Here is a 22,267-nt window from a genome sequence, read left to right on the forward strand (position 1 = left end):
ATCCCCTAATTCGCCCGAAAGAGCCCGCGGTGATCGTCCGTGAGGCGCTATTCTTCGCCGGTGCTGCAGCCCGCGTACCCGCTGAAAACCGCACGGCTGATTCTCCGTCCGTTCGCGCAGTCGGACTTGAACGCACTCCATTCGTTCCAGGCCCACCCGGACGTGACGCGTTACTTCTTCGGGGAGCCGCGTACCCGGGCCGCGACCGCCGCCGCGCTCAGGGACAAGATCGCCCGCTCGACGCTGACCGAGCCCGGCGAGTACCTCGCCCTCGCCGTCGAACTGATCGACACCGGCGAACTGATCGGTGACCTCACGTTGCGCTGGGTCAGCAATGAGCACGCCAGCGGGGAGATCGGGGTTGCCATCCACCCCCGCCACCACGGCAAGGGCTACGCCGCGGAGGCGGTCGGCGAACTGCTCCGGCTCGGCTTCGACGAGCTGGGCCTGCACCGCATCTACGGGCGCTGCGACAGCCGCCAGGTTGCCTCGGCGTCCCTGATGGAGGCGCTCGGCATGCAGCGCGAGGCGCACCTGCGGGAGAACGAGCTCGTCAAGGGCGAATGGACCGACGAACTCGTCTACGCCATGCTGTCGTCGGAGTGGAATCGCCGCTGAGCGAAGATGGGACCGTGCTCTTCGACAGGCTGATCCGTCCCACGCTCTACCGGCTCAACGGCAACGACCCCGAGCGGGTGCACGAACGCACCCTGTCCGTCCTCGCGCGGCTGTCCGACGTCCCGCCCGCACTGGCCGTGGTCCGGCGCCGGTTCGCCGTCGCCGACCCGGTGACGCTGTTCGGGCTGCGCTTCGCCAATCCGGTCGGCCTGGCGGCCGGCATGGACAAGGACGGGCGCGCGCTCGCCGCGTGGCCCGCGCTGGGGTTCGGCTTCGTCGAGGTGGGCACGGTGACCAGGCTGGCGCAGCCCGGCAACCCCCGGCCGCGCCTGTTCACGCTGCCGCAGAGCGACGCCGTGATCAACCGCATGGGGTTCAACAACGCCGGTGCCGCCGCGCTCGCCGCGCGCCTGGCCGCCAAGGGAAAGCCGGACATCCCGCTGGGTGTGTCGATCGGCAAGTCCAAGGTGACACCGCTGGCGGACGCGGTCGCCGACTACCAGGAGTCGCTGCGGGCGCTGTACCCGTGGGCGGACTACTTCGCGATCAACGTCAGTTCCCCCAACACCCCCGGGCTGCGGTCGCTGCAGGACCGGTCGGCGCTGGCCGAGCTGCTCGCCGAGCTGGCGCGCACCGGCGGGGAGCTGGCCGCGGCGGCCGGGAAGCCGGCGACACCGCTGCTCGTCAAGGTCGCGCCCGACCTGACCGACGAGGCACTGGCGGAACTGCTGGAGGTGTGCGACGAGCACGGGGTGTCCGGGATCATCGCGACCAACACGACGCTGCGCCGGGACGGGCTGGCCACCGCCGAGGCCGCCGTGGGTGCGGAATCCGGCGGGCTGTCCGGGCGGCCGCTGACCGAGCGGGCGCGGGAGGTCGTGCGGTTCGTGCACAAGCAGACGGGTGGCGCGGTGCCCATCATCGGCGTCGGGGGCATCTCCACCGCCGACGACGCACAGCGGATGCTCGACGCCGGGGCCAGCCTCATCCAGGTCTACACCGCGTTCGCCCTGCACGGGCCCGGCCTGGTGCACCGCCTCAACCGGACGCTGGCCGGCGCCCGCTCACGCGAGAACGCCGAGCACACCGGCTGACGCGGGCGGTGTCGTGCCGGGACACCGACCGTCCACAGTGCCCGGACCAGAGAGCCCGGTCCAGAGAGCCCGGCGCAACTCGCCGACGGGGCGCCGCAGGTCAGGCCAGTTCGCGCAGTGCCAGCGCCAGCCCGGCGAGCCGGTCGGTCGCGTCGGTCAGGAACAGGCGCGAATCGGCCAGGCCGTGGCTGCTGGCGGCCACGGCGCGGCCCGCCGCGGCAACCAGTGCGGCGAAGTTCTCCACCCCGTCGTCGAGCTGGGCACGCAGCGTCCCGATCGCGGAGTCCAGCGCGGCGCGCTCGCCCGCCGGCGCCGCGTCGCGGGCCCGCTCGATCGTCTGGATCCGCAGGGCCAGCGCCCGCAGCGCCGTGGCCGCCTCCGCGGCCGTGGACCGCGCGTCGGCCACCGAGTACTCCGGCACCGGCGCGGCCCCCAGCGCCGACGGCTCGGACAGCTGCCGCAGCAGGTCGGCCAGCGTCGCCTCGCACTCGGCGAGCTTGCGCATCGGAGCACGCGCCACCGAACGGGCCGGCGGCAACGACGGCGGCGCCGCGCTGACCGGCAGCACCGTCCGGTTCAGCTGCCGCAGCCGCAGCCCGGACCGCACCGACAGCGTCGTGAAGACGACGGTCCCGAAGAGGCCCGGCAGCGCATCGACCACGCCCCCGTCACCGGCGAGCCCGAGGAAGCCGATCACGACCCACAGCACGCACAGCACCGCCCCCATGATCCACAGGGTCAGCGCGCGCGTCGTCCGCCGCTTGCTCCGGGCCAGCCGTGCCTCGGGCGAGTTCCACGCCACCCACTTCGAGCGGGCCTCCGCCAGCACCGGCAGCGCCTGGGACACCACCCGGGGCCGGGTGCCGGCGCCGGAGCCCTGCTCGGGGGGCAGGTACCGCTGCAGCTTCTCCTGGGCACGCTGCGCGTAGTCGGGCAGGCGCTCGATGTGCTTTTCCAGCTTCGCCTGGAACTGCGCGAAGTCCCGCCTGCCCGACGTCCCCGACATCGCCACCTACCTGCTCAGGCCTGGTTCTTCTGCTGCTGCTCGGCCTGGACGCGCGACTCGATCTCACGCTGGATGTCCGCGCCGGGCGAGGCCGCCTTCTCCCCGGAACCGGAGGTCACCTGCGCCACCGACTCGCCCCGCATGGATGCCCGGATCTGCTCCAGCCGCGAGCTGCCGGCCATCTGCGTGGTGGCCTGCTGCACCTCGAGCATGCGGCCCTGCACCGAGTTCTGCGCCAGCTCGGCCTGGCCCAGCGCCGTGGTGTAGCGGCGCTCGATCTTCTCCCGCACCTCCTCCAGCGACGGGGTGTTGCCCGGCGCGGTGAGCTGCGACATCTGGTTCAGCGACGCCGACACCTGCTCCTGCATCTTCGCCTGCTCCAGCTGCGAGAGCAGCTTGGTGCGCTCGGCCAGCTTCTGCTGCAGCATCGCCGAGTTGCGCTCGACGGCCTGCTTCGCCTGGCCGGCGGCCTGCAGTGCCTGGTCGTGCAGCGTCTTGAGGTCCTCGATGCTCTGCTCGGCCGTCACCAGCTGGGTGGCGAACGACTCGGCGGCCACCTCGTACTGCTGCGCCTTCTGCTCGTCCCCCTTGCCGCGCGCCTCGTCCGCCAGCACCAGCGCCTGACGCGCCGACGCCTGCAGCTTCTCCACCTCGGCGAGCTGGCGGTTGAGCTTCATCTCCAGCTGCCGCTGGTTACCGATCACCGCGGCGGCCTGCTGGGAGAGCGCCTGGTGGTTGCGCTGCGCCTCCTCGATGGCCTGCTGGATCTGCACCTTCGGGTCGGCGTGCTCGTCGATCTTCGACGAGAACGACGCCATGAGGTACTTCCAGAACTTCACGAAAGGGTTGGCCATCTCCTCCGCCTGCCTTCTAGATCCCTGCCTGGGTGTCGCCGATGGTCGGGCCGGCGGCACACTCCCCTGTCCGAGCAACGCCCCGACCCCGGAATGGGTTCCATCGTGTCAGGTCGCGCGCGGGTGTTCCAGGCGACCCCGGGGGTTTTCCGGGACAACCCTGACCGGGGGCTACGGATGCGCAGACGGGAAAGCCACCGCCCGGGCGCGGGGCGCCCGGACGGTGGCTCCGGATCCGATCTGTCTGGCCGGCCTGACCGATCAGGCCGCGACCATCTTCGGTGCGTGGATCGTGGTGCGCAGCGACGGTCCGACCCGCTGGCCGGAAACCCGCAGGTCCGACAGGTCGTTGCCGATCATGCCCTCGATGAGGCGCCCGCCCTCGAGCCGCCCGGCCGGGGCCGCCGGCTCCTCGCTCCGCCGCGCCCGGCCCTCGCCGTCGGCGGTCTCCGCCATCGTCGGCACGTCCACGCTGTCCAGCGCGGAGATGTCGGCGGCGACGTTGCGCAGCAGCTCCGCCAGCGGAAGCTCGAGCGCCTCGCAGATGGACGCCAGCAGCTCGCTGGACGCCTCCTTCTGCCCGCGCTCCACCTCGGACAGGTAGCCGAGGCTGACCTTGGCGGCGCGGGAGATGTCGCGCAGCGTGCGACGCTTGTTGGTGCGGGCATGCCGGAGCCGGTCGCCGATCGCCTCGCGCAGGAGCACGGTCATCGCGCGCCTCCCTTCCTGATACCGACCACGTTACCCAGTTCGGGCACCTCCCCGCAGCCGTTGACACGGTGGTACGCCCAGGGCGAACGCCCCGATCAAGTGAGATGTTCCCCCAGCAGGTCCAGCGCGGCCGTCACCGACGCGCGCCGCACCGCGTCCCGGCCGCCGTCGAACCGGTGCGTGCGGACGTCCCGCCCACCCGGCCCGGCCAGCCCGATGTGCACGGTGCCGGGAGCGACGCCGTCCTGGGGGTCCGGCCCGGCCACCCCGGTCAGGCCCAGCCCCCAGTCGGCGCCGCAGCGCTGGCGCGCGCCCTCGGCGAGCTGGGCGGCCACCTCGGGGTGCACCGCGCCGTGCGCGGCCAGCAGCGCCGGATCCACCCCCGCGAGGGCCGCCTTGAGGTCGGTGGCGTAGACCACCAGGCCACCGCGGACGACCGCGCTGGACCCGGGCACCTCGGTCAGTTCCGCCGTGACCAGCCCGGCGGTCAGGGACTCCGCGGTCGCCACCGTCTGCCCGGACCGGCGCAGCGCGGCGACCACCGCGCGAGCCGGGATCATGCCCGCGCCGCCGCGCGCAGCCGCACCGCACGCACGACGTAGTCGGCGCCGGTCACCACCGTCAGCAGCACCGCCAGGCTCATCAGGGCCCACCGCACCGGCAGCACGCTGTCCGGCAACGGCAGCAGGAAGGTCACGATCGCCAGGATCTGGGTCATCGTCTTGGCCTTGCCGCCACGGCTGGCCGGGATCACGCCGTGCCGGATCACCCAGAACCGCAGCAGCGTCACACCGATCTCGCGGACCGCGATCACCACCGTCACCCACCAGGGCAACTCGCCGAGCAGGCTCAGGCCCACCAGCGCGGCGCCGATCAAGGCCTTGTCGGCGATGGGGTCGGCGATCTTGCCGAAGTCGGTGATCAGCCCGTAGCGGCGCGCGACCCAGCCGTCCACCTGGTCGGTGAGCGAGGCGACGGCGAACAGGACGGTCGCCCCGATCCGCCATCCGGTGTCCGCGCCGCCGCCGGCGAACAGCGCCACCACGAACAGCGGGACCAGGACGAGCCGGGACAGGGTCAGCAGGTTCGCCACGTTGAGCGTGGGCACCGGCGTCGGCTCGGGCTCACGATGCGGCCGGCGAGCCGCCCCGCCCGCCTGGGCCGACTCCTCCGCCGCGGAGCTCATGGGCCGGAGTCCGGCTCGACGAGCAGGTCGACACCCGCGGTGTCGACGACGCGGCAGCGCACCATCCGGCCCACCTCGAGGCCCTCGCCGTCCAGGATCACGCACGCCCCGTCGACCTCGGGCGCCTGGTGCGCGGCACGACCGGAGACCTCGTCCGCGCCGGCTTCCTCGACCAGCACGTCGACGATCTCGCCGACGCGGTCCTCGGCGCGCTGCGCGGTCAGCTCCTCGACCAGGGCGGACACCCGCGCGACGCGTTCGGCGACCACCTCCGGGTCGACCTTGCCGTCGAAGCTCTCCGCCTCGGTGCCGTCCTCGTCGGAGTAGCCGAACACGCCCACCGCGTCCAGGCCGGCCTCGGTGAGGAAGTGTTCGAGCTCGGCGACGTCGTCCTCGGTCTCCCCCGGGAAGCCGACGATGACGTTGCTTCGGATGCCCGCCTCCGGCGCGTACTCGCGGATCTGCTGGATCAGCGCGAGGAACGACTTCGTGGAGCCGAACCGGCGCATCCGGCGCAGCACCGTCTCGCTCGAGTGCTGGAAGGACATGTCGAAGTAGGGCGCCACACCCGGCGTCGTCGCGATCACGCGGACCAGATCGGGCCGGGTCTCGGCGGGCTGCAAGTAGGACACCCGCACCCGCTCGACACCGTCGAGTCCGGCCAGCCGCGGCAGCAGCCGCTCCAGCGCGCGGGTGCCACCCAGGTCGCGGCCGAGGTCCTTGCCGTAGGAGGTGGAGTTCTCGCTGACCAGGAACAGTTCCTTCACGCCCTGCCCGGCCAGCCACGCCGCCTCGGCGACGATCTCGTCGGGGTGGCGCGAGACGAACGAGCCGCGGAACGACGGGATCGCGCAGAACGAGCAGCGCCGGTCGCAGCCGGAGGCGATCTTCAGCGCGGCGACCGGCGAGTCCGACAGCCTGGTGCGCAGCACGCGCGGGCCCCAGCCGTGACCGGGGATGGACACGTCGTCGGTGGCGGCGGACCGCTCGACCGGGGTGATCGGCAGCAGCTTGCGCCGGTCGCCCGGCGTGTGCGAGGCGACCGTCCGCCCGGCCGCGACGTCGTCGAGGCGGGCGGCCAGGTCGTGGTAGTGGTCGAACCCCAGCACCGCGTGGGCCTCCGGCAGGCTCTCCGCCAGCTCGGTGCCGTAGCGCTCGGCCATGCAGCCGACCGCCACGACCTTCGCACCGGTGTCGGCGGCGGCCAGCAGCGTGTCGACCGAGTCCTTCTTCGCCGACTCCACGAAACCGCAGGTGTTGACGACGATGACGTCGCTGCCCTCCGGTTCGGCGGCCAGCTCCCAGCCGCCCTCGGCCAGCCGGCCGGCCAGCTCCTCGGAGTCCACCTCGTTGCGGGCGCAGCCCAGCGTCAACAGGGAGACACGACGGCCGGGAGATCCGGTGGCGGCAGAAGACACGACACTCAGGGTAGCTGGCGCGGGCGGGCGTGGCCGAACCCACCGCGACAGCGGCCGTCGCGCCCGATACGGTCGATCGGTGCACGGTGATCCTTCCCCTACCGTCGAGATCCGGCGGGCCCGGATCGCGGACGTCCGCAAGATCAAGGCTCTGGTGGACGCGGACGCCGGCCGGGTGCTCCTGGAGAAGGAGCTCGTCACCCTGTACGAGGACATGCAGGAGTTCTGGGTCGCCGACCTCGGCGGCGAGCACGGGGACATCGTCGGCTGCGGCGCGCTGCACGTCCTGTGGGAGGACCTCGCCGAGATCCGCACCGTCGCGGTGGACAAACGGATGCGCGGCCTGGGCATCGGGCACCGGATCGTCGCACAGCTGATCTCGCACGCGCGTGAGCTCGGGCTGCGCCGCATCTTCGTGCTCACCTTCGAGACCAGTTTCTTCGGCAGGCACGGGTTCCGCGAGATCGACGGCACGCCCGTGCCGGGACCGGTGTACGAGGAGATGCGCCGCTCGGTCGACCCGGGCGTGGCCGAGTTCCTCGAACTCCCTTACGCCAAGCCGAACACGCTCGGCAACACGCGCATGCTCCTGGAGCTGTGACCGCGCGCGGAGCTCGCGCGGGTGGCCGCCGGACGAGCCGGGCACCGCAACCACAACCGGCCGTCCGGACGCCCGGCGGCTCCTAGTCCACGCCGTCCCCGCCGTCGGCGTCCGGCGCCGAGCCGCCGCGGATGAGCATGAGGGTGCCCTCCAGGTCCTCGGGCTTGACGAGCACGTCGCGCGCCTTCGACCCCTCCGACGGGCCCACCACCCCGCGCGTCTCCAGCAGGTCCATCAGGCGGCCGGCCTTGGCGAACCCGACCCGCAGCTTGCGCTGGAGCATCGAGGTCGAGCCGAACTGGGAGGTGATGATCAGCTCCGCCGCCTGCAGCAGCACGTCGAGGTCGTCCCCGATGTCCGGGTCGATCTCCTTCTTCTCGCCGGCCTTGGCCGCGGTGACGCCCTCGGTGTACTCCGGCTGCGCCTGCTCCTTCGTGAAGTTGACGATCGACGCGATCTCGTCGTCGCCCACGTAGGCACCCTGGATGCGCACCGGCTTGCCCGCACCCATCGGCAGGTACAGCCCGTCGCCCATGCCGATCAGCTTCTCCGCGCCCGGCTGGTCCAGGATGACGCGCGAGTCGGTCAGCGACGAGGTGGCGAACGCCAGCCGCGACGGCACGTTGGTCTTGATCAGGCCGGTCACCACGTCCACCGACGGCCGCTGCGTGGCGAGCACCAGGTGGATGCCCGCGGCGCGGGCCTTCTGGGTGATCCGGACGATGGCGTCCTCGACGTCGCGTGGCGCGGTCATCATCAGGTCGGCCAGCTCGTCGACGATCGCCATGATGTAGGGGTACGGGCGGTACACGCGCTCGCTGCCCGGCGGCGCCTGGATCTCCCCGGACTTCACCTTCCGGTTGAAGTCGTCGATGTGGCGCACCCGGTTGGCCTGCATGTCCTGGTAGCGCTGCTCCATCTCCTCCACCAGCCAGGCCAGCGCGGCGGCGGCCTTCTTCGGCTGGGTGATGATGGGCGTGATCAGGTGCGGGATGCCCTCGTACGGCGTCAGCTCGACCATCTTCGGGTCGATCAGGATCATCCGCACCTCGTCCGGCGTGGCCCGGGACAGCAGCGACACCAGCATCGAGTTGACGAAGCTCGACTTACCGGATCCGGTGGACCCGGCCACGAGCAGGTGCGGCATCTTCGTCAGGTTCGCGGTGACGAAGTGGCCCTCGATGTCCTTGCCCAGGCCGATGACCATCGGGTGGTTGTCCTCGGCCGCCGTGGAGGACCGCAGCACGTCGCCGAGGCGGACCATCTCGCGGTCGGAGTTGGGCACCTCGATGCCGACCGCGGACTTCCCCGGGATCGGCGCGAGCAGGCGCACGTTGTCGGTGGCGACCGCGTAGGCGATGTTCTTGGTCAGCGCGGTGATCTTCTCGACCTTCACGCCGGGGCCCAGCTCGACCTCGTAGCGCGTCACCGTCGGACCCCGGGTGAACCCGGTGACCTGCGCGTCGACGTTGAACTGCTCCAGCACGCCGGTGATCGCCTCGATCATGGCGTCGTTGGCCTTGCTGCGGGTCTTCGGCGCGTCACCCAGCTGCAGCAGGTCGGGTGGCGGCAACGTGTAGTCGCCCTCGACGGTGCGGGTCACCGACAGCGGCCGGTCGGCCTGCTCGGCCTTGCGTGGTTTCCTCGCCGGCACCTCGGCCGGTACCGGCTTGGGCGCGCGGGCCGGGGCAGGCGGCTCGGCGAGCGCGGCGTCGATGTCCAGCTGGTCCGGCTCGGCCACGCTGGCCTGGCGGCGGCGCGACGGCTTGCGCAACCGGACGGCCTTCGGGTCGGCCTCGGCGATCTCGTCGGGTTCACCGCGCTGCCCGGCGCGCGCCTCCTCCTCGGCGAGCTCCTCGGGGTCGAGTCCCCAGGTGCGCACGAGGTGCGGGATGTCGCGGATCCGGGTGCCGGTGAACACCAGCAGGCCGAACGCGAGCGCGAGGAACAGCAGCGGCACCGCGACCCAGGCCGTCACCCCCTGCGCGAGCAGATCGCCGGAGAGGTACCCGATGATCCCGCCGGCGTAGCGCTGGTACCCGGTGTCCTGCGGGCGCCCGTTGAACAGGTGCAGCAGGCCCAGCACCGCGAGTACGCCGAGCACCGTGCCGATGACCATGCGCGGGCGGATCTCCGGTTGCGGCTCGGTCCGCATCAGCGTCACGGCCGTGACCGCGAGCACCAGCGGCAAGGTGACCGCGCCGGCGCCGAAAATCGTGCGGGCGCCCAGCTCGACGTACCCGCCGACCGGCCCGGCCGCGCGCCACCACACCCCGGCGGCGACGATCAGACCGAGCGCCAGCAGGCCCAGCGCGAGGCCGTCGCGGCGGTGCTCCGGTTCCAGCTCGCGGCCGCGGCCGACCGTGCGCACCAGGCTGCCCAGGCCCTTGGCCAGCAGGTTCCAGCCACCGCGTACGGCCTTGCTGAAGGTCCCCGCCTTCCGGCGGGGCGCGGGCTTGCGGGCACGGGAGGCCGCGGGCCGTGACTTGGCCGCGCCGCGCGCGGGCCGGCGCGCGGTAGCGCCCTTGCCGCCGGTCCGTTTCGTGCCGCCACTCCTCGTCGCCGCCCCGCTAGCCATGCCTTCTACGGTAACCGCCCAGCCCCAGCAACCCCAGGTGCCACACTCGGCACAGCGGGAACTTTCCCGGTGGCGGCGGACCTTGATCGGCCATCCCGGTGATCTGAGATGCTGACGGCATGTTCGCGCTGCACTCCGACGACACCGGGCAGACCCGCCGCAGGCCACCCGCGGTGTGGCGGACCATGACCCGTCTGGACCAGGGGCTGGTGTCGCTGACCGGCCGGCTGCGGATCACCGGGGGGATCGCGCCCGGGCTGCGGGGACGGCCGTTCCTGATGGCCGCCAACCACATTGGCGTGTTCGACCCGTTCGTCCTGATCGCGGCGTGCCGGCGGATCGGCATCTCACCGCGGTTCCTGCTGGCCGGCGGGATCCTGGACGCGCCGGTGATCGGGCCCGCGCTGAAGGTGAGCGGGCACATGCGGATCGACCGCGGCAAGGCGAGCGCGGTGGAGCAGTTCGCGCAGGCCGTGCAGGAGATGCGGACGACCCCGAGCCCGATCATCGTCTACCCGGAGGGCCGGATCAGCCGCGACGCGGGTCTGTGGCCGGAGCGCGGCAAGACGGGCGCGGCGCGCCTGGCGATCGCCGCCGGGGTGCCGGTGGTGCCGATCAGCCAGTGGGGTGCGCACGAAGCTGTGTACTGGGGCACCGAGCGAGTCGAGGGGCCGGCGGACCTGCTGCCGCTGGCCCGGTCGGGCCTGACCGCGCCCCTGCGCCGGCCGACGTACCGGGTGCACTTCGGCGAGCCGGTCGACCTGAGCGACGTCGAGCCGGACCGGCCGGGCGCCGGGGTGCGCGCGCACGCCAAGATCATGCGCGCGATCACCGCCGGGCTGATCCCGCTGCGCCGCGACGAGCCCGACACGCCCCGCTTCCACGACCCGACCCGTCCCACGGACACCGTCAGCCCCTGGCGGCCCTGACCGGCCGGCCGGCCACCGTCAGCACCGTCAACACCGTCAGCGCCGTCAGCGCCGCCCGCCTCCCGCGGCGCCGGGAGGCTGCCAGTCGAGCACCGGTGCGAACGAGGCGAGCACGACCCCGTCCGGCACCAGCTGCAGCAGGCGATCGCGCAGCCGGCGGCCGGGCTCCCAGGCGCACTGCGCGACCACCCCGATGCGCCGGGAGCGGCGCGCGATCATCCGGGTGCGGGGACGACGTTCCCGGTCGTAGGCGGCCAGCGCCGCGGGGACCGAGGCGTGCGTGTCCAGCAGCGCGGCCAGGGTGACGGCGTCCTCCAGCGCCTGGTTGGCGCCCTGCCCCAGGTTGGGGGTCATCGCGTGCGCGGCGTCGCCGAGGAGCGCCACGCGTCCGGTCGCGTACGCCGGCAACGCGGGCAGCTCGTAGATGTCGTGACGGAGGACGGCCTCTTCGGTGGCGGCCGCCAGCAGCGCCGGGATCGGGTCGTGCCAGTGCCCGAACCGGCGACGCAGCTCGGCCAGTTCACCGTCCGGGGCGCGTTGCCCGGGAGGAACGCTCGCGACTCCGAAGAGGTAGGTGTGCCCGCCGGGGAGTGGCGCGATGCCGACGCGCTCGCCGCGTCCGAAGGTCTCCCCGCCGGCCGCGGGCGCACTGGCCGGCACGACCGTGCGCCAGGCGGTGTACCCGGCGTAGCGGGGTTCCGGCGCACCCGGCCACATCGCGCGGCGGACCGTGCTGCGGATGCCGTCGGCGCCGACGAGCAGGTCGGCGCGGAGCGTGCCGTGCGAGTGCTCGACGCGTACCCCGGAAGCGTCGGCGCCGACCGCGACCGCGGCGGTCCCGGTCCGCACCACGCCGTCGGGCAGGGCCTGGCGCAGGATCGCCATCAGATCCGTGCGGTGCACGACCACGACCGGGCCGTAGCGCCGAGCCACCTCGCCCGTGTCGGTCCGCGAGAGCCAGCGCCCGGACACGTCGCGAATGCCCGCGGCGGTCTCCGCCAGGGCCCGCTCCCGCACCCGGGCGCCGAGGCCCAGCGCATCCAGGGCTCGCAGGCCGTTGGGCCACAACGACAGGCCCGAGCCCGCGTCGCCGAACACCTCCGCCCGTTCCAGCACCCGCACCCGCCAGCCGCGCCGGCTCAGGGCCACGGCGGTGGCGAGGCCACCGATCCCGCCGCCGGCGACGACCGCTGTGCGCTCCGGCTCTTCCCGGCCCATGGTGATCACCCCTCTACATCTGTAGTAATATGCGACTCTACGTTTGTAGAGAGGCCGGCAGCGAGGGAGACGACGTGACCCGCAGCACGACGCGACGGCAGGAACTCGCCGACGCCGCCATCGCCACGCTGGCGCGTTCCGGCACGCGCGGACTGACCCATCGTGCGGTCGACCAGGCGGCCGGCGTGCCGGAGGGCTCCTGCTCGTACTACTTCCGCACCCGGCAGGCCCTGCTGCAGGCCGCGATCGAGCGGCTGGTGGAGGTGGACAGCGCCGACCTCACTTCCCACCCGGCCGTCCTGGGCGGGGCCGGGGACCCGGACGCGATCGCCGACGCCGCCGTGGACGTCGTCGCGCACTGGATCGGCGCGTCCCGCGAGCGGATGCTGGCCCGCTACGAGCTCATGCTCGAGGCGAGCCGGAACCCGGAGCTCCAGGCCGTCTTCACCGCGGCCCGCGACCACTACCGGGCGCTGGCGGCGGACACCCTGCGCGCCCTCGGCGCCACCGATCCGGAGGGGCAGGCCCAGCTGTTCATCGCCTGCCTCGACGGCCTGGTCTTCCGCCACCTGACCGGCGCCGACCCGCTCACCGCATCACGCGGCGAGCAGCGGCGCGTGATGCGTGACCTGCTCCGCGGATTCACCCGCCCCGCCGGCGACGACGCCGGCGAGGCGGAGGCGGCACCGGGGAAGCCCTCCGGTAACAGAACTCGAGGTACTCCTCGGTGATCTCGCACCGCTCGTCGTGGGAACTTGCGCGTCCAGACCCAGATTTTGCGCGCTGCACTGTCCAGATAGGACGCCACGGTGTGCCACGCGGCCCTCGGTGCGCGCCGCGGGGTGGGGCCGTCGCCGTCATGTCCTCGCCCGGTAAAGCTCTTCCCGGCCGGATGCGGTCACGTCCGGATGCTGGAACCGCTGTTGCGATCGCCTAGGGTGGTGATCGTGACCACTCGCGTTCTCGTCGTGTACTACAGCGCCACCGGCAACACCGCGAAGCTGGCCGCCGCGCTCGCGGACGGGGCCGCGGACGCCGGCGCCGAGGTCCGCGTCCGCACCGTCGCCGAAACCGCGCCACCGGAGGCGATCGCCACCAACCCGCGCTGGCAGGCGTGGGCAGCCTCCGGACCGCACGACGAGCTCGCGACCCTGGCCGACCTGGAGTGGGCCGACGGCCTCGCGATCGGCAGCCCGACCCGGTTCGGCGGGCCGGCGAGCCAGCTCAAGTCCTTTCTGGACAGCACGGGTGGCCTGTGGGCGAAGGGAAAGCTGGCCGACAAGGTTGCCACGTCATTCACCACGGCGTCGACCGCCCACGGCGGGCTGGAGGCGACCGTGCTGGCGATGAACAACATCTTCTACCACTGGGGCGCGATCGTGCTGCCGCTCGGCTACGGGCAGCCGCACCTGCTGGAGTCCGGAAACCCCTACGGCGGCTCGTTTGTGTCGCGCAAGTCGGCCGAGCCGGACAAGGAGTCGCTCGAGGCGCTGCGCATCCAGGGCACGCGGCTGGCCACGATCGCCGGATACGTCCGCGTCGGGCGCAGCGGCGCCTGAGCACGCACGCACCCGCTCGGGTGGGTAACCAGTCATCGGGTTTGACCGTCAGCCGAGGCCGGCCGGAGTGCCGGTACCGGCGTGACGGCGGGCATCCTAGGGTGGCCTGGTGGTCACCGAAATTCCCGCGCACGCACCGGCGTTCGTCCCGCACCGCCGGCGGGGCACCGCACTGATCCTGGTCGCCTCGGTCTGCTGGGGCAGCTCCGGCACCCTCGCCAAGCCGGCGATGCTCGCGGGGCTGTCCGCCGAACAGGTCGCGGCGGCGCGGATCGGGCTCGCCGCGCTGGTGCTGGCGGCCGGGGTGGCCCTGGTGAAGCCCTCGCTGCTGCGCGTCCGCCGCGCGGAATGGCCCCTGCTGCTCGGGTACGGGCTGCTCGGCGTCGCGGGCGTGCAGCTGTGCTACTTCGTCGCCGCGGGACGGCTGCCGGTCGGCATCGCGATCCTGCTCGAGTTCACCTCCCCCGTGCTGATCGCGCTGTGGACGCGGTTCGTCCGCGGCGTGCGGCTGCCGGGCCGCATGTGGGCCGGGATCGCGCTCGCCATGGCCGGTCTCGCCGGGGTCGCCCAGGTGTGGCAGGGGCTCAGCCTGGACGTGGTGGGCCTGCTCGCCGGCCTCGGCGCGGCGCTGTGCTCCGCGGCGTACTTCCTCCTCGGCGAGCACGGCGTGAGCACCCGCAGCCCGATCGGCATGGTCACCTGGGGGATGATCATCGGCGCGGTCGCGGTGTGCGCGGTGGCGCCGCCGTGGACGATGCCCGCGGACGTGCTCACCGCGTCCGCCGCGATCGGGCCGTGGCACCCGCCGGTGTGGCTGCTGCTGGTCGCCGTCGCGGTGTTGTCGACCGTGCTGGCCTACGCGATCGGCCTCACCGCGCTGCGGCACCTGCCGGCCGCCGTCGCGAGCGTGACCGGCCTGCTCGAAGCGGTCGTGGCGACCGCCGCCGCGTGGGCGCTGCTGCACGAGACCCTGGACTGGCCCCAGCTGGCCGGGGCGGTGGTCCTGCTCGGCGGGGCGCTGATCGTGCAGCTGACCTCGCCGCGGCCCCAGATACCGGAAAGCCCCTAGGCCCCGGTCAGCCGCGCCAGCGCGGTGTAGAACACGTCGGTGATCCGGGTCGGGTCCGGGGCCGCGAAGACCTGCCCCGACGTGGGCGCGGCGATCGCCGCCAGCTCGGTCACGTCGACGTCCGGCCCGATGCCGATCCCGACGATCGCGACCGGGCGCGCCGGATCGGCCAGCCGGGCCAGCTCCGCTACCAGCGCGTCCCGGCCGATGCCCTCCGCGTCGTCGTTGCGGCCGTCGGTGAGGACGATGACCAGGTTGAGCCGCCCGGGCTGCCACTCCGCGGACGCCAGCCGGTAGGCGGCCAGCACGGTGTCGTACAGCCCGGTGGCGCCGTCCGGTGTCGGCTCGATCGCCCGCAGCCGGTCGGCCGCGCCGGCGGCGAGCTGTTCGCTCACCGGCCGCAGCGGCAGCAGCTCGCGGTAGTCCCGGTCATCGTCCAGCCGCGTGGCGAACTCCCACACCGCGATCTCCGAGGTGGGCTGGAACAGCCCGAGCGCCCGCGCCGCCGCGTCGGTGGTGAGCTGCATCCGGGTCCGGCCGGTGCCGGGCACCACGGCGTTCATCGACCCCGACACGTCGATCAGCACCCGGGCGCGCGAGCTGGAGTTGATCCGCGCCCACTGGCCGAGCAGGGCGTCCACGTCGGCGTCGGCCGGTGCCGGCGGCGGGGGCTGGGTCCGGCTGCTGACGCCGAGCGTCGCACCGTCCCGCAGGTACCGCCCGTCCGGGGTGCGGAACCCGGCCTCGGCGAGTGCGTTCTGCCCGTCTAAGCCGAGCAGTGCGGAACGCAGCTGCCCAGCGGCGGCGCGCTGGTCCTCCCCCGCGCCGCCGAGCACGGCGAACGGGTAGTCGAGGGCGGGCGCCTCCGGCTGGTAGCTGGCGACCAGCCGGCCGCCACGGTCGTTGTGGCGCACCAGCGCGTTCTCCGGCACCGGGAACCCGCTGAGCGGCTGCGCCGGATCACCGAGCCGGGCGAACAGGTCACCGGTCGCCGGCAGCGCATTGGGTGACAGGCGGCGCAGCGCCGCGGCGTAGCCGTCCGGTGCCGGCACCGCGGCCCGGATGCCGATCAGCGCGGACAGGCCGGCCGGATCACGCCCCGGATCGGGCAGTCCCAGCGTGAGGCCGGGCACGGTCAGCACCTCCGCCCACCCCGGTGCCCGCTGCGGCCAGCCGAGCCCGGCGGCGGCCTGGGCGGTCAACGCGAACACCACCGGTGAGCTGGCGATGCTGCTGCCACCGGCGACCCCGCTCACGCCCCGCCGCAGCTGCCACGCCGACTCCGCGATCCACACGTCGGGGCGTACCCCACCGGGCCGGGTCAGCGACTGCGCCACCGCGGGCGGGTCGACGGCGTTGACCTCGAAGGCCGCGCACCCGGACTGGGCCACGCGGCGCGCGACCTGCGCGACCACCGGGGCGACCGCGGGCGCCGCGGCGACCCGCACCACCACGTGCCGGTCACATCCGCTCCGGCCACGGACCACGGCACCGGTGGCCCAGGCGGCCCCGCCGAGCAGGACGAGGACACCGGCGATCACCCAGGCCCGCGGCGGTGACCGGCGCGCGCGAGACGAATGCCGGCCCACCTCGCACCGCCTTCGCCTCGTCCCGTGACACTGATCACGATCCAGGCTAAGGGGTGCGGAGGCGATCAGCTACGCGGTCGGATCGGCCTGTCCGTAGGTCACCGGGATGACGGTCGGCACGATCATCGGACGCCGGCGGTACGCCTCGGCGACCCACCGTCCCACCACGCGGCGCACCGCCTGGGCGATGCGGTGGCTGTCGGTGATGCCCTCGATCTCGGTGCGGGACAGTTCCATCTCCACCAGCGGGACCACGGCGTCCAGCGCCTTCGGGTCGTCGGAGAACCCGCGGCCGGACACCGTCGGCGTGCTCACCGCGCGCCCGGTGGTCGAGTCGACCGCGACGTTGATCGCGATGAACCCGCCCTCGCCCAGCACCAGCCGGTCGGACAGGGTCGACTCGCCGACGTCGCCCACCGACAGGCCGTCGACGTAGACGTGGCCGACCTCGACCCGCCCGGACGTGCGGGCACGGCCGTCGACCAGGTCGACGACGACCCCGTTCTCGGCCAGCACCACGTTCTCCGGCGCGACACCGGTGCGGATCGCTAGCGCACCGTTGGCCCGCAGGTGCCGCCACTCGCCGTGCACCGGCATGACGTTGCTGGGCCGGATCGCGTTGTAGAGGAACAGCAGCTCGCCTGCCGACGCATGCCCGGACACGTGCACCTTCGCGTTGCCCTGGTGCACCACGTTGGCGCCCAGCCGCACCAGGCCGTTGACCACACCGAACACCGCGGTCTCGTTGCCCGGGATCAGCGAGCTGGCCAGCACGACCGTGTCCCCGGCGCGGATCGAGATCTGCCGGTGCTCGCCGCGCGCCATCCGGGACAGCGCCGACAGCGGCTCGCCCTGCGACCCGGTGGAGATGAACAGCACCTTCGTCTCGGGCAGGTTGACGGCCTCGTCCAGGTTGATCAGCAGGCCCTCGGGGATGTTCAGCAGCCCCAGGTCGGCCGCGATACCCATGTTGCGGACCATGGAGCGGCCGACGAACGCCACCCGGCGGCCGTGCCGGACCGCCGCGTCGAGCACCTGCTGCACGCGGTGCACGTGGCTGGCGAAACACGCCACGATCACCCGCTGGGTGACCCGGCCGATCACGTCGTCGAGCACCGGGCCGATGTCCCGCTCCGGCGTGACGAACCCCGGTACCTCGGCGTTGGTCGAGTCGATGCACAGCAGGTCCACGCCCTCGTCACCGAGGCGGGAGAACCCGGCCAGGTCGGTGAGCCGGTCGTCCAGCGGCAGCTGGTCGAGCTTGATGTCGCCGGTGTGCAGCACGATCCCCGCGGGCGTGCGCAGCGCGACCGCGAGCGCGTCCGGGATCGAGTGGTTGACGGCGAAGAACTCCAGCTCGAACGGCCCCACCGTGCGCCGCTCGGACTCGGTCACCTCGATCAGCTTCGGCCGCTGCCGGTGCTCCTTGCACTTGGCCTCGAGCAGCGCGAGCGTGAACCGCGAGCCGTAGACCGGCAGGTCCGGCCGCAGCCGCAGCAGGAACGGCACGGCACCGATGTGGTCCTCGTGACCGTGGGTCAGCACGAGGGCCTCGATGTCGTCCAGCCGCTCCTCGATCGCCCGGAAGTCGGGCAGGATCAGGTCGACGCCCGGCTGCTCGTCCTCGGGGAAGAGCACCCCGCAGTCGACGATGAGCAGACGGCCGTCGAACTCGAACACCGTCATGTTGCGGCCCACCTCGCCGATGCCGCCGAGCGCGACCGCGCGCAGGGCGCCGTCGGGGAGCGGGGGTGGGGGGTTGGTCGGTCCGGGTCCTGCCGAGATCACCTGTGAATGGTCCCAACGCTGGTGTGAGTGGTCGGTGCGACGTAGGCCGCCGCGGAGTCGGCTTGCGCCACCCGGGAAGAGTGCCAGTCCGGCGCCGGCGACTCCTCCAGGGGGACCCCCGCCTGGGCGAGGTCGGTGGCGATAGCCTCAACCTGCTCCGGCGTGGCCGGCACGATCGGCAACCGCGGGCCGCCGACCGGGTGGCCGCGCAGCGCGAGCGCGGTCTTGGCGAACACCACGCCGCCGACGCGCGACATGGCGCGGAAGACGGGCAGCATGCCGCGGTGGTTGGTGCGGGCCGTCGAGGTGTCGCCGTTCTCGTAGGCTTCGATCATGGCGCGGATCCGCCCGGCCACGACGTGCCCGATCACGCTCACCACACCGGCCGCGCCCACCGACAGCCACGGCAGGTTCAGCGCGTCGTCGCCGGAGTAGTAGGCCAGGTGCGTGTTGGCGATGACCTCGCTGCCGGCCAGCAGGTCGCCCTTGGCGTCCTTGACCGCCAGGATGCGCGGGTGCTCGGCCAGCCGCCGCAGCGTGTCGACCTCGATCGGCACGATCGAGCGCGGCGGGATGTCGTAGAGCATCACCGGCAGCCCGGTGGCGTCGGCGACCGTGGTGAAGTGCGCGTACAGGCCGGCCTGCGACGGGCGGGAGTAGTAGGGCGTGACGAGCAGAACGCCGTGGGCGCCGGCCTTCTCGGCCTGCTGCACCAGTTCGACGCTGTGCGCGGTGTTGTACGTCCCGGCACCGGCGATGACGGTCGCGCGGTCGCCGACCGCCTCGGCCACGGCGCGGACCAGGTCGGCCTTCTCCGCGTCGGTCGTGGTCGGGCTCTCGCCGGTAGTGCCGTTGAGGACCAGTCCGTCGTTGCCCAGCTCCACGAGGTGCTCGGCGAGCTCCTGCGCCCGCTTGAGGTCCAGGGCGCCGTCCCCGTCGAAGGGGGTGACCATCGCGGTGAGCACGCGCCCGAAGGGCCTGCCGGGCGCTGCCGAAGGTGGGTTGGACATGCTCTGACGGTACCTCGTCGAGCCGACAATATTCGTGCCCACCTGCCGAAACGGCATGATCCGCAGGAAAGGGCCATCCCCTGCCGGAGAATCACTGGACCAGGTGATCTCCGGCCGTAACCTTTCGCGTCAGCGGACCTTGTGCGTCACCGCCTCAGTCAGCTGGCCACCGCCCTTCTTCGACACCAGGCAGTGAACGCTCCGCACCGGATCCTCGTAGGACCGCTCGGGCGGTTGCTCCCAGGCGGCCTGGGACGGCACGAGGGCGCGGTAGTCCAGGCCGGGCCGGGCGGTCTCGGCGACGGTGCCGGAGTGGAAGCTCATCGAGCAGAACGCCTCGGCGTAGCGGCGCAGCGGCTCGGCGCCGGGGTAGGCGACGAACGCGGCGTCGGAGTGCCCCGAACCGCCCTGGCCGAGGCTGTCCGTCTCGTCGTAGACCTCCAGCTCGTGGGACTTGTCGCAGCTGACTTCGTTGTCCGCGCCGAGGCTGTAACCGGTCTGGAGGCGGCCGTTGAAGCACGAGTACGCACGGTTCGGCTCGAACTGCAGGTCGCCGCCCTGCCCGTAGGTCATGGTCGGCAGCATCGCAGGATCGCCGGGGTCGGCCGCCCACCACTGCCCGGCCAGGAAACCGCCGGCCAGCAGCACGACCCCGGCCAGCGCACCGGCGGCCGCCCACCACCCGCGACGGCTCCGGCGGGCCGGCGCAGCGGCGAACTGCGTCGGCGCCGACGCCGGGTGGACGGCACTGGTGATCCCGCCGGGCGGGGTGTTCTGCGCCGCGATGCCGAGCAGATGCCCGGCCTGGTCGTAGGAGATCCGACCCTCCGGTTTGGACACCAGCAGGCCCATGATCGCCGACGCCAGCGGCCCCTGGACCCTGGTCAGGTACGGCACCTCGGTGATGATCGCGTGCAGCGTCGCCGCCGTGGTCGGCCGTTCGAACGCCATCACGCCCTCGGCGGCCAGGAACAGGGCCGCGCCCAGCGACCACAGGTCGGACGCGGGCAGCGCCTCGTGGCCCGCCAGCCGCTCCGGTGCCATGAACGCGGGCGAGCCGACGATCGTCCCGCTCGCGGTCAGCCGCGGATCGTCGATCGCGGTCGCGATGCCGAAGTCGGTGAGCTTCACCCGCCCGTTCGCGCCGGCCATGATGTTGCCGGGCTTGACGTCGCGGTGCACGATCCCGGCCGCGTGCGCGGTCCGCAGCGCCGAGAGCACCTGCTGCCCGATCGCGGCCACCTGCTGCGGCGGCAGCGGACCGTGCCGCCGCACCAGGTCACCCAGCGTGGGCGCCTCGACCAGCTCCATCACGATGAACGTGGCGCCATCCTCGGCGACCACGTCGAAGACGGTGACGATGGCCGGATCGTTGAGCCGTCCGGCAGTGCGCACCTCGCGCAGCACCCGCCCGCTGAACACGGCCTCCTCCGCGCCGTCGGGCAGGCGCAGTTCCTTGATCGCCACCTGGCGCCCGATGACCTGGTCGTGCCCGCGCCAGACCACGCCCATCCCGCCGCGGCCCAGCTCGCCCAGGATCGTGTAGCGACCCGCGACGACCCGCCCTCCGTCCGGCCGCGGCGTGGCCTGCCGGGTCTGCTCTTCGGTCAAGGTGGCTCCGGGTGATCCGTCGGACTGGGGACAGCCGGATGGTAATCCGCCCGTCGCCGGACCCGGTCAGCCCGCGAACGTGAGGTAGATCAGGGCCGCGTTCAGCATGATGATCACCGCGGCGATCGCCCACGCCAGGGTCGTGGTGACGCGGTGGTTGGCCGCCGCGCCCATCAGGGTCCGGTCACTGGTCAACCGGACCAGCGGCACCAGCGCGAACGGGATGCCGAACGACAGCACCACCTGGGAGACGACCAGCGCGCGGCTGGGATCCACACCGAGCGCGAGGACCACGATCGCGGGCAGCAGCGTGATCACCCGGCGCAGCAGCAACGGGATCCGCTTGCGCAGGAGGCCCTGCATGATCATCGCCCCGGCGTAGGCACCGACGGACGTCGAGGCCAGACCCGACGCCAGCAACCCGATCGCGAACAGCAGCGCGACCACGGGCCCGAGCGCATTCCCGATCGCGGTGTGCGCGGCGGCGATCGAATGGACGTCGGCCCGGCCCTGCAGGTTGGTCGCGGCCAGTAGCACCATCGCCAGGTTCACCGCACCGGCCAGCAACATCGCGAGCCCCACGTCCAGCCGGGTGATCCGCAGCAGACGCGACCGACGGTCGGCCCCGACCCGGCCGTGCCGGTCGCGGGCGAGCCCGGAGTGCAGGTAGACGGCGTGCGGCATGACGGTCGCGCCGAGCATCGCGGCGGCGATCAGGACGCTCTCCGGACCGGCGAAGCGCGGGAGAAGGCCGGCCGCGACGTCTGCCGCGGGCGGTGGCTGCACGAACACGCTGGCCAGGAACCCCACCGCGATGATCCCCAGCAGGCCGGTGACGACCCGCTCGAACGGGCGCTGGCCACGCCGGTCCTGCACCACCAGCAGCACCATCGAGACCACGCCGGTGATCACACCACCGAGCAGCAGCGGCAGGTCGAACAGCAGGTTCAACGCGATCGCACCACCGATGACCTCGGCCAGGTCCGTGGCGATCGCAACCGCCTCGGCCTGCACCCAGAAGCCCAGTCGCGCGGCGCGCGGCATCCGGTCGCGCAGGTTCTCCGGCAGGGACTGCCCGGTGACCAGGCCCAGTTTCGCGGACAGGTACTGCACCAGGCCGGCCATCGCGTTGGCGGCGAGGATGACCCACACCAGCAGGTAGCCGAACTGGGCGCCGGCGCTGACGTTGGACGCGACGTTGCCCGGGTCCACGTAGGCGATCGCGGCGACGAACGCCGGCCCGAGCAGCAGCGAGCCGGAGCGCACCCGCTTCAGCCGGGGTCCGAGCTGTTCCGTCAGCGTCATCCGCCCTCCCACCGCTGATTTTAGGCACGCCGAACTTTCAAGTACACGGTTCAAAACTGTGGCTTTCGTCCCAGCTTGACTACCCCGGCGCGGCGAGGCTAGTCGCGGGCACCCACTGACCGT

At 72.9% G+C, this 22,267-nt stretch carries 20 protein-coding genes; 7 read left to right on the top strand and 13 right to left on the bottom strand.

All coding sequences use genetic code 11. The features are described from left to right. Positions 1-60 precede the first annotated feature (60 nt). Positions 61-618 carry a GNAT family N-acetyltransferase gene (locus tag FHX46_RS18780; RefSeq protein WP_167116664.1) on the top strand — a complete coding sequence of 186 codons (558 nt, stop codon included), beginning with the start codon at positions 61-63 and terminating at the stop codon, positions 616-618. A gap of 14 nt (positions 619-632) precedes the next feature. Further along, positions 633-1,712, top strand: coding sequence for a quinone-dependent dihydroorotate dehydrogenase (locus FHX46_RS18785; protein WP_167116667.1), 1,080 nt, complete (start codon positions 633-635; stop codon positions 1,710-1,712). 100 nt (positions 1,713-1,812) lie between these two features. On the opposite strand, the gene pspM is transcribed toward FHX46_RS18785, so the two are convergent. The 6 genes from pspM to rimO all read right to left on the bottom strand — a co-directional run bounded on the left by pspM (position 1,813) and on the right by rimO (position 6,887). Then, entirely contained in the window at positions 1,813-2,718 is a 906-nt protein-coding gene (pspM, locus tag FHX46_RS18790) for a phage shock envelope stress response protein PspM (protein ID WP_167116672.1), read from the bottom strand. A gap of 14 nt (positions 2,719-2,732) precedes the next feature. Further along, a complete protein-coding gene (locus tag FHX46_RS18795) occupies positions 2,733-3,572 on the bottom strand; it encodes a PspA/IM30 family protein (protein WP_167116675.1) in 840 nt (279 codons plus the stop codon). Positions 3,573-3,833: 261 nt separating this feature from the next. Further along, positions 3,834-4,283 carry a helix-turn-helix domain-containing protein gene (locus FHX46_RS18800; protein WP_167116678.1) on the bottom strand — a complete coding sequence of 150 codons (450 nt, stop codon included), beginning with the start codon at positions 4,281-4,283 and terminating at the stop codon, positions 3,834-3,836. A gap of 95 nt (positions 4,284-4,378) precedes the next feature. Further along, on the bottom strand, positions 4,379-4,843 hold the full coding sequence (locus FHX46_RS18805) for a CinA family protein (protein WP_208400195.1): 465 nt from the start codon (positions 4,841-4,843) through the stop codon (positions 4,379-4,381). Then, positions 4,840-5,469, bottom strand: a complete 630-nt coding sequence (gene pgsA / locus FHX46_RS18810) for a CDP-diacylglycerol--glycerol-3-phosphate 3-phosphatidyltransferase (protein ID WP_167116681.1) — start codon at positions 5,467-5,469, stop codon at positions 4,840-4,842. The genes FHX46_RS18805 and pgsA overlap by 4 nt, the downstream gene beginning before the upstream one ends. Next, the gene (gene rimO, locus FHX46_RS18815; RefSeq protein WP_167116684.1) at positions 5,466-6,887 is read right to left on the bottom strand and encodes a 30S ribosomal protein S12 methylthiotransferase RimO; all 1,422 of its coding nucleotides are present in this window, start codon (positions 6,885-6,887) and stop codon (positions 5,466-5,468) included. The genes pgsA and rimO overlap by 4 nt, the downstream gene beginning before the upstream one ends. A 79-nt stretch (positions 6,888-6,966) precedes the next feature. On the opposite strand from rimO, the gene FHX46_RS18820 reads away from it, so the two are divergent. Next, positions 6,967-7,488, top strand: a complete 522-nt coding sequence (locus tag FHX46_RS18820) for an amino-acid N-acetyltransferase (protein WP_167116687.1) — start codon at positions 6,967-6,969, stop codon at positions 7,486-7,488. Positions 7,489-7,570: 82 nt separating this feature from the next. Here FHX46_RS18820 and FHX46_RS18825 read toward each other — a convergent pair whose 3' ends face one another. After that, complete coding sequence (locus FHX46_RS18825) at positions 7,571-10,066, bottom strand: DNA translocase FtsK (protein WP_167116690.1); 2,496 nt, start codon at positions 10,064-10,066, stop codon at positions 7,571-7,573. 119 nt (positions 10,067-10,185) lie between these two features. Here FHX46_RS18825 and FHX46_RS18830 point away from each other — a divergent pair, with 119 nt between their 5' ends. Then, positions 10,186-10,995, top strand: a complete 810-nt coding sequence (locus FHX46_RS18830; RefSeq protein ID WP_167116694.1) for a lysophospholipid acyltransferase family protein — start codon at positions 10,186-10,188, stop codon at positions 10,993-10,995. A gap of 45 nt (positions 10,996-11,040) precedes the next feature. Here the strand turns inward: FHX46_RS18830 and FHX46_RS18835 are convergent, their stop codons facing one another. Beyond that, entirely contained in the window at positions 11,041-12,213 is a 1,173-nt protein-coding gene (locus FHX46_RS18835) for an FAD-dependent monooxygenase (RefSeq protein ID WP_167116697.1), read from the bottom strand. Between the two features lie 74 nt (positions 12,214-12,287). Between FHX46_RS18835 and FHX46_RS18840 the strand changes: the two genes are divergently transcribed. The 3 genes from FHX46_RS18840 to FHX46_RS18850 all read left to right on the top strand — a co-directional run bounded on the left by FHX46_RS18840 (position 12,288) and on the right by FHX46_RS18850 (position 14,841). Then, on the top strand, positions 12,288-12,944 hold the full coding sequence (locus FHX46_RS18840) for a TetR/AcrR family transcriptional regulator (protein WP_167116700.1): 657 nt from the start codon (positions 12,288-12,290) through the stop codon (positions 12,942-12,944). Between the two features lie 216 nt (positions 12,945-13,160). Continuing rightward, on the top strand, positions 13,161-13,772 hold the full coding sequence (gene wrbA / locus FHX46_RS18845) for an NAD(P)H:quinone oxidoreductase (RefSeq protein ID WP_167116703.1): 612 nt from the start codon (positions 13,161-13,163) through the stop codon (positions 13,770-13,772). Between the two features lie 109 nt (positions 13,773-13,881). Next, a complete protein-coding gene (locus FHX46_RS18850; RefSeq protein WP_167116706.1) occupies positions 13,882-14,841 on the top strand; it encodes an EamA family transporter in 960 nt (319 codons plus the stop codon). On the opposite strand, the gene FHX46_RS18855 is transcribed toward FHX46_RS18850, so the two are convergent. The 5 genes from FHX46_RS18855 to FHX46_RS18875 all read right to left on the bottom strand — a co-directional run bounded on the left by FHX46_RS18855 (position 14,838) and on the right by FHX46_RS18875 (position 22,144). Next, positions 14,838-16,382, bottom strand: a complete 1,545-nt coding sequence (locus tag FHX46_RS18855; RefSeq protein WP_313886181.1) for a substrate-binding domain-containing protein — start codon at positions 16,380-16,382, stop codon at positions 14,838-14,840. The two genes, FHX46_RS18850 and FHX46_RS18855, sit on opposite strands and share 4 nt — an antisense overlap. 117 nt (positions 16,383-16,499) lie before the next feature. Next, positions 16,500-18,215, bottom strand: coding sequence for a ribonuclease J (locus FHX46_RS18860; RefSeq protein ID WP_390622656.1), 1,716 nt, complete (start codon positions 18,213-18,215; stop codon positions 16,500-16,502). Further along, positions 18,215-19,228, bottom strand: a complete 1,014-nt coding sequence (gene dapA, locus FHX46_RS18865; protein ID WP_167097363.1) for a 4-hydroxy-tetrahydrodipicolinate synthase — start codon at positions 19,226-19,228, stop codon at positions 18,215-18,217. The genes FHX46_RS18860 and dapA overlap by 1 nt, the downstream gene beginning before the upstream one ends. A gap of 129 nt (positions 19,229-19,357) precedes the next feature. After that, complete coding sequence (locus FHX46_RS18870) at positions 19,358-20,839, bottom strand: serine/threonine-protein kinase (protein WP_167116712.1); 1,482 nt, start codon at positions 20,837-20,839, stop codon at positions 19,358-19,360. Positions 20,840-20,905: 66 nt separating this feature from the next. Further along, positions 20,906-22,144 (bottom strand): Nramp family divalent metal transporter, encoded by a 1,239-nt coding sequence (locus FHX46_RS18875; RefSeq protein ID WP_167116714.1) that lies wholly within the window; start codon positions 22,142-22,144, stop codon positions 20,906-20,908. Between the last annotated feature and the right edge of the window lie 123 nt (positions 22,145-22,267).

Origin of the sequence: Amycolatopsis viridis (assembly GCF_011758765.1) — a bacterium.
GTDB lineage: Bacteria > Actinomycetota > Actinomycetes > Mycobacteriales > Pseudonocardiaceae > Amycolatopsis_E > Amycolatopsis_E viridis.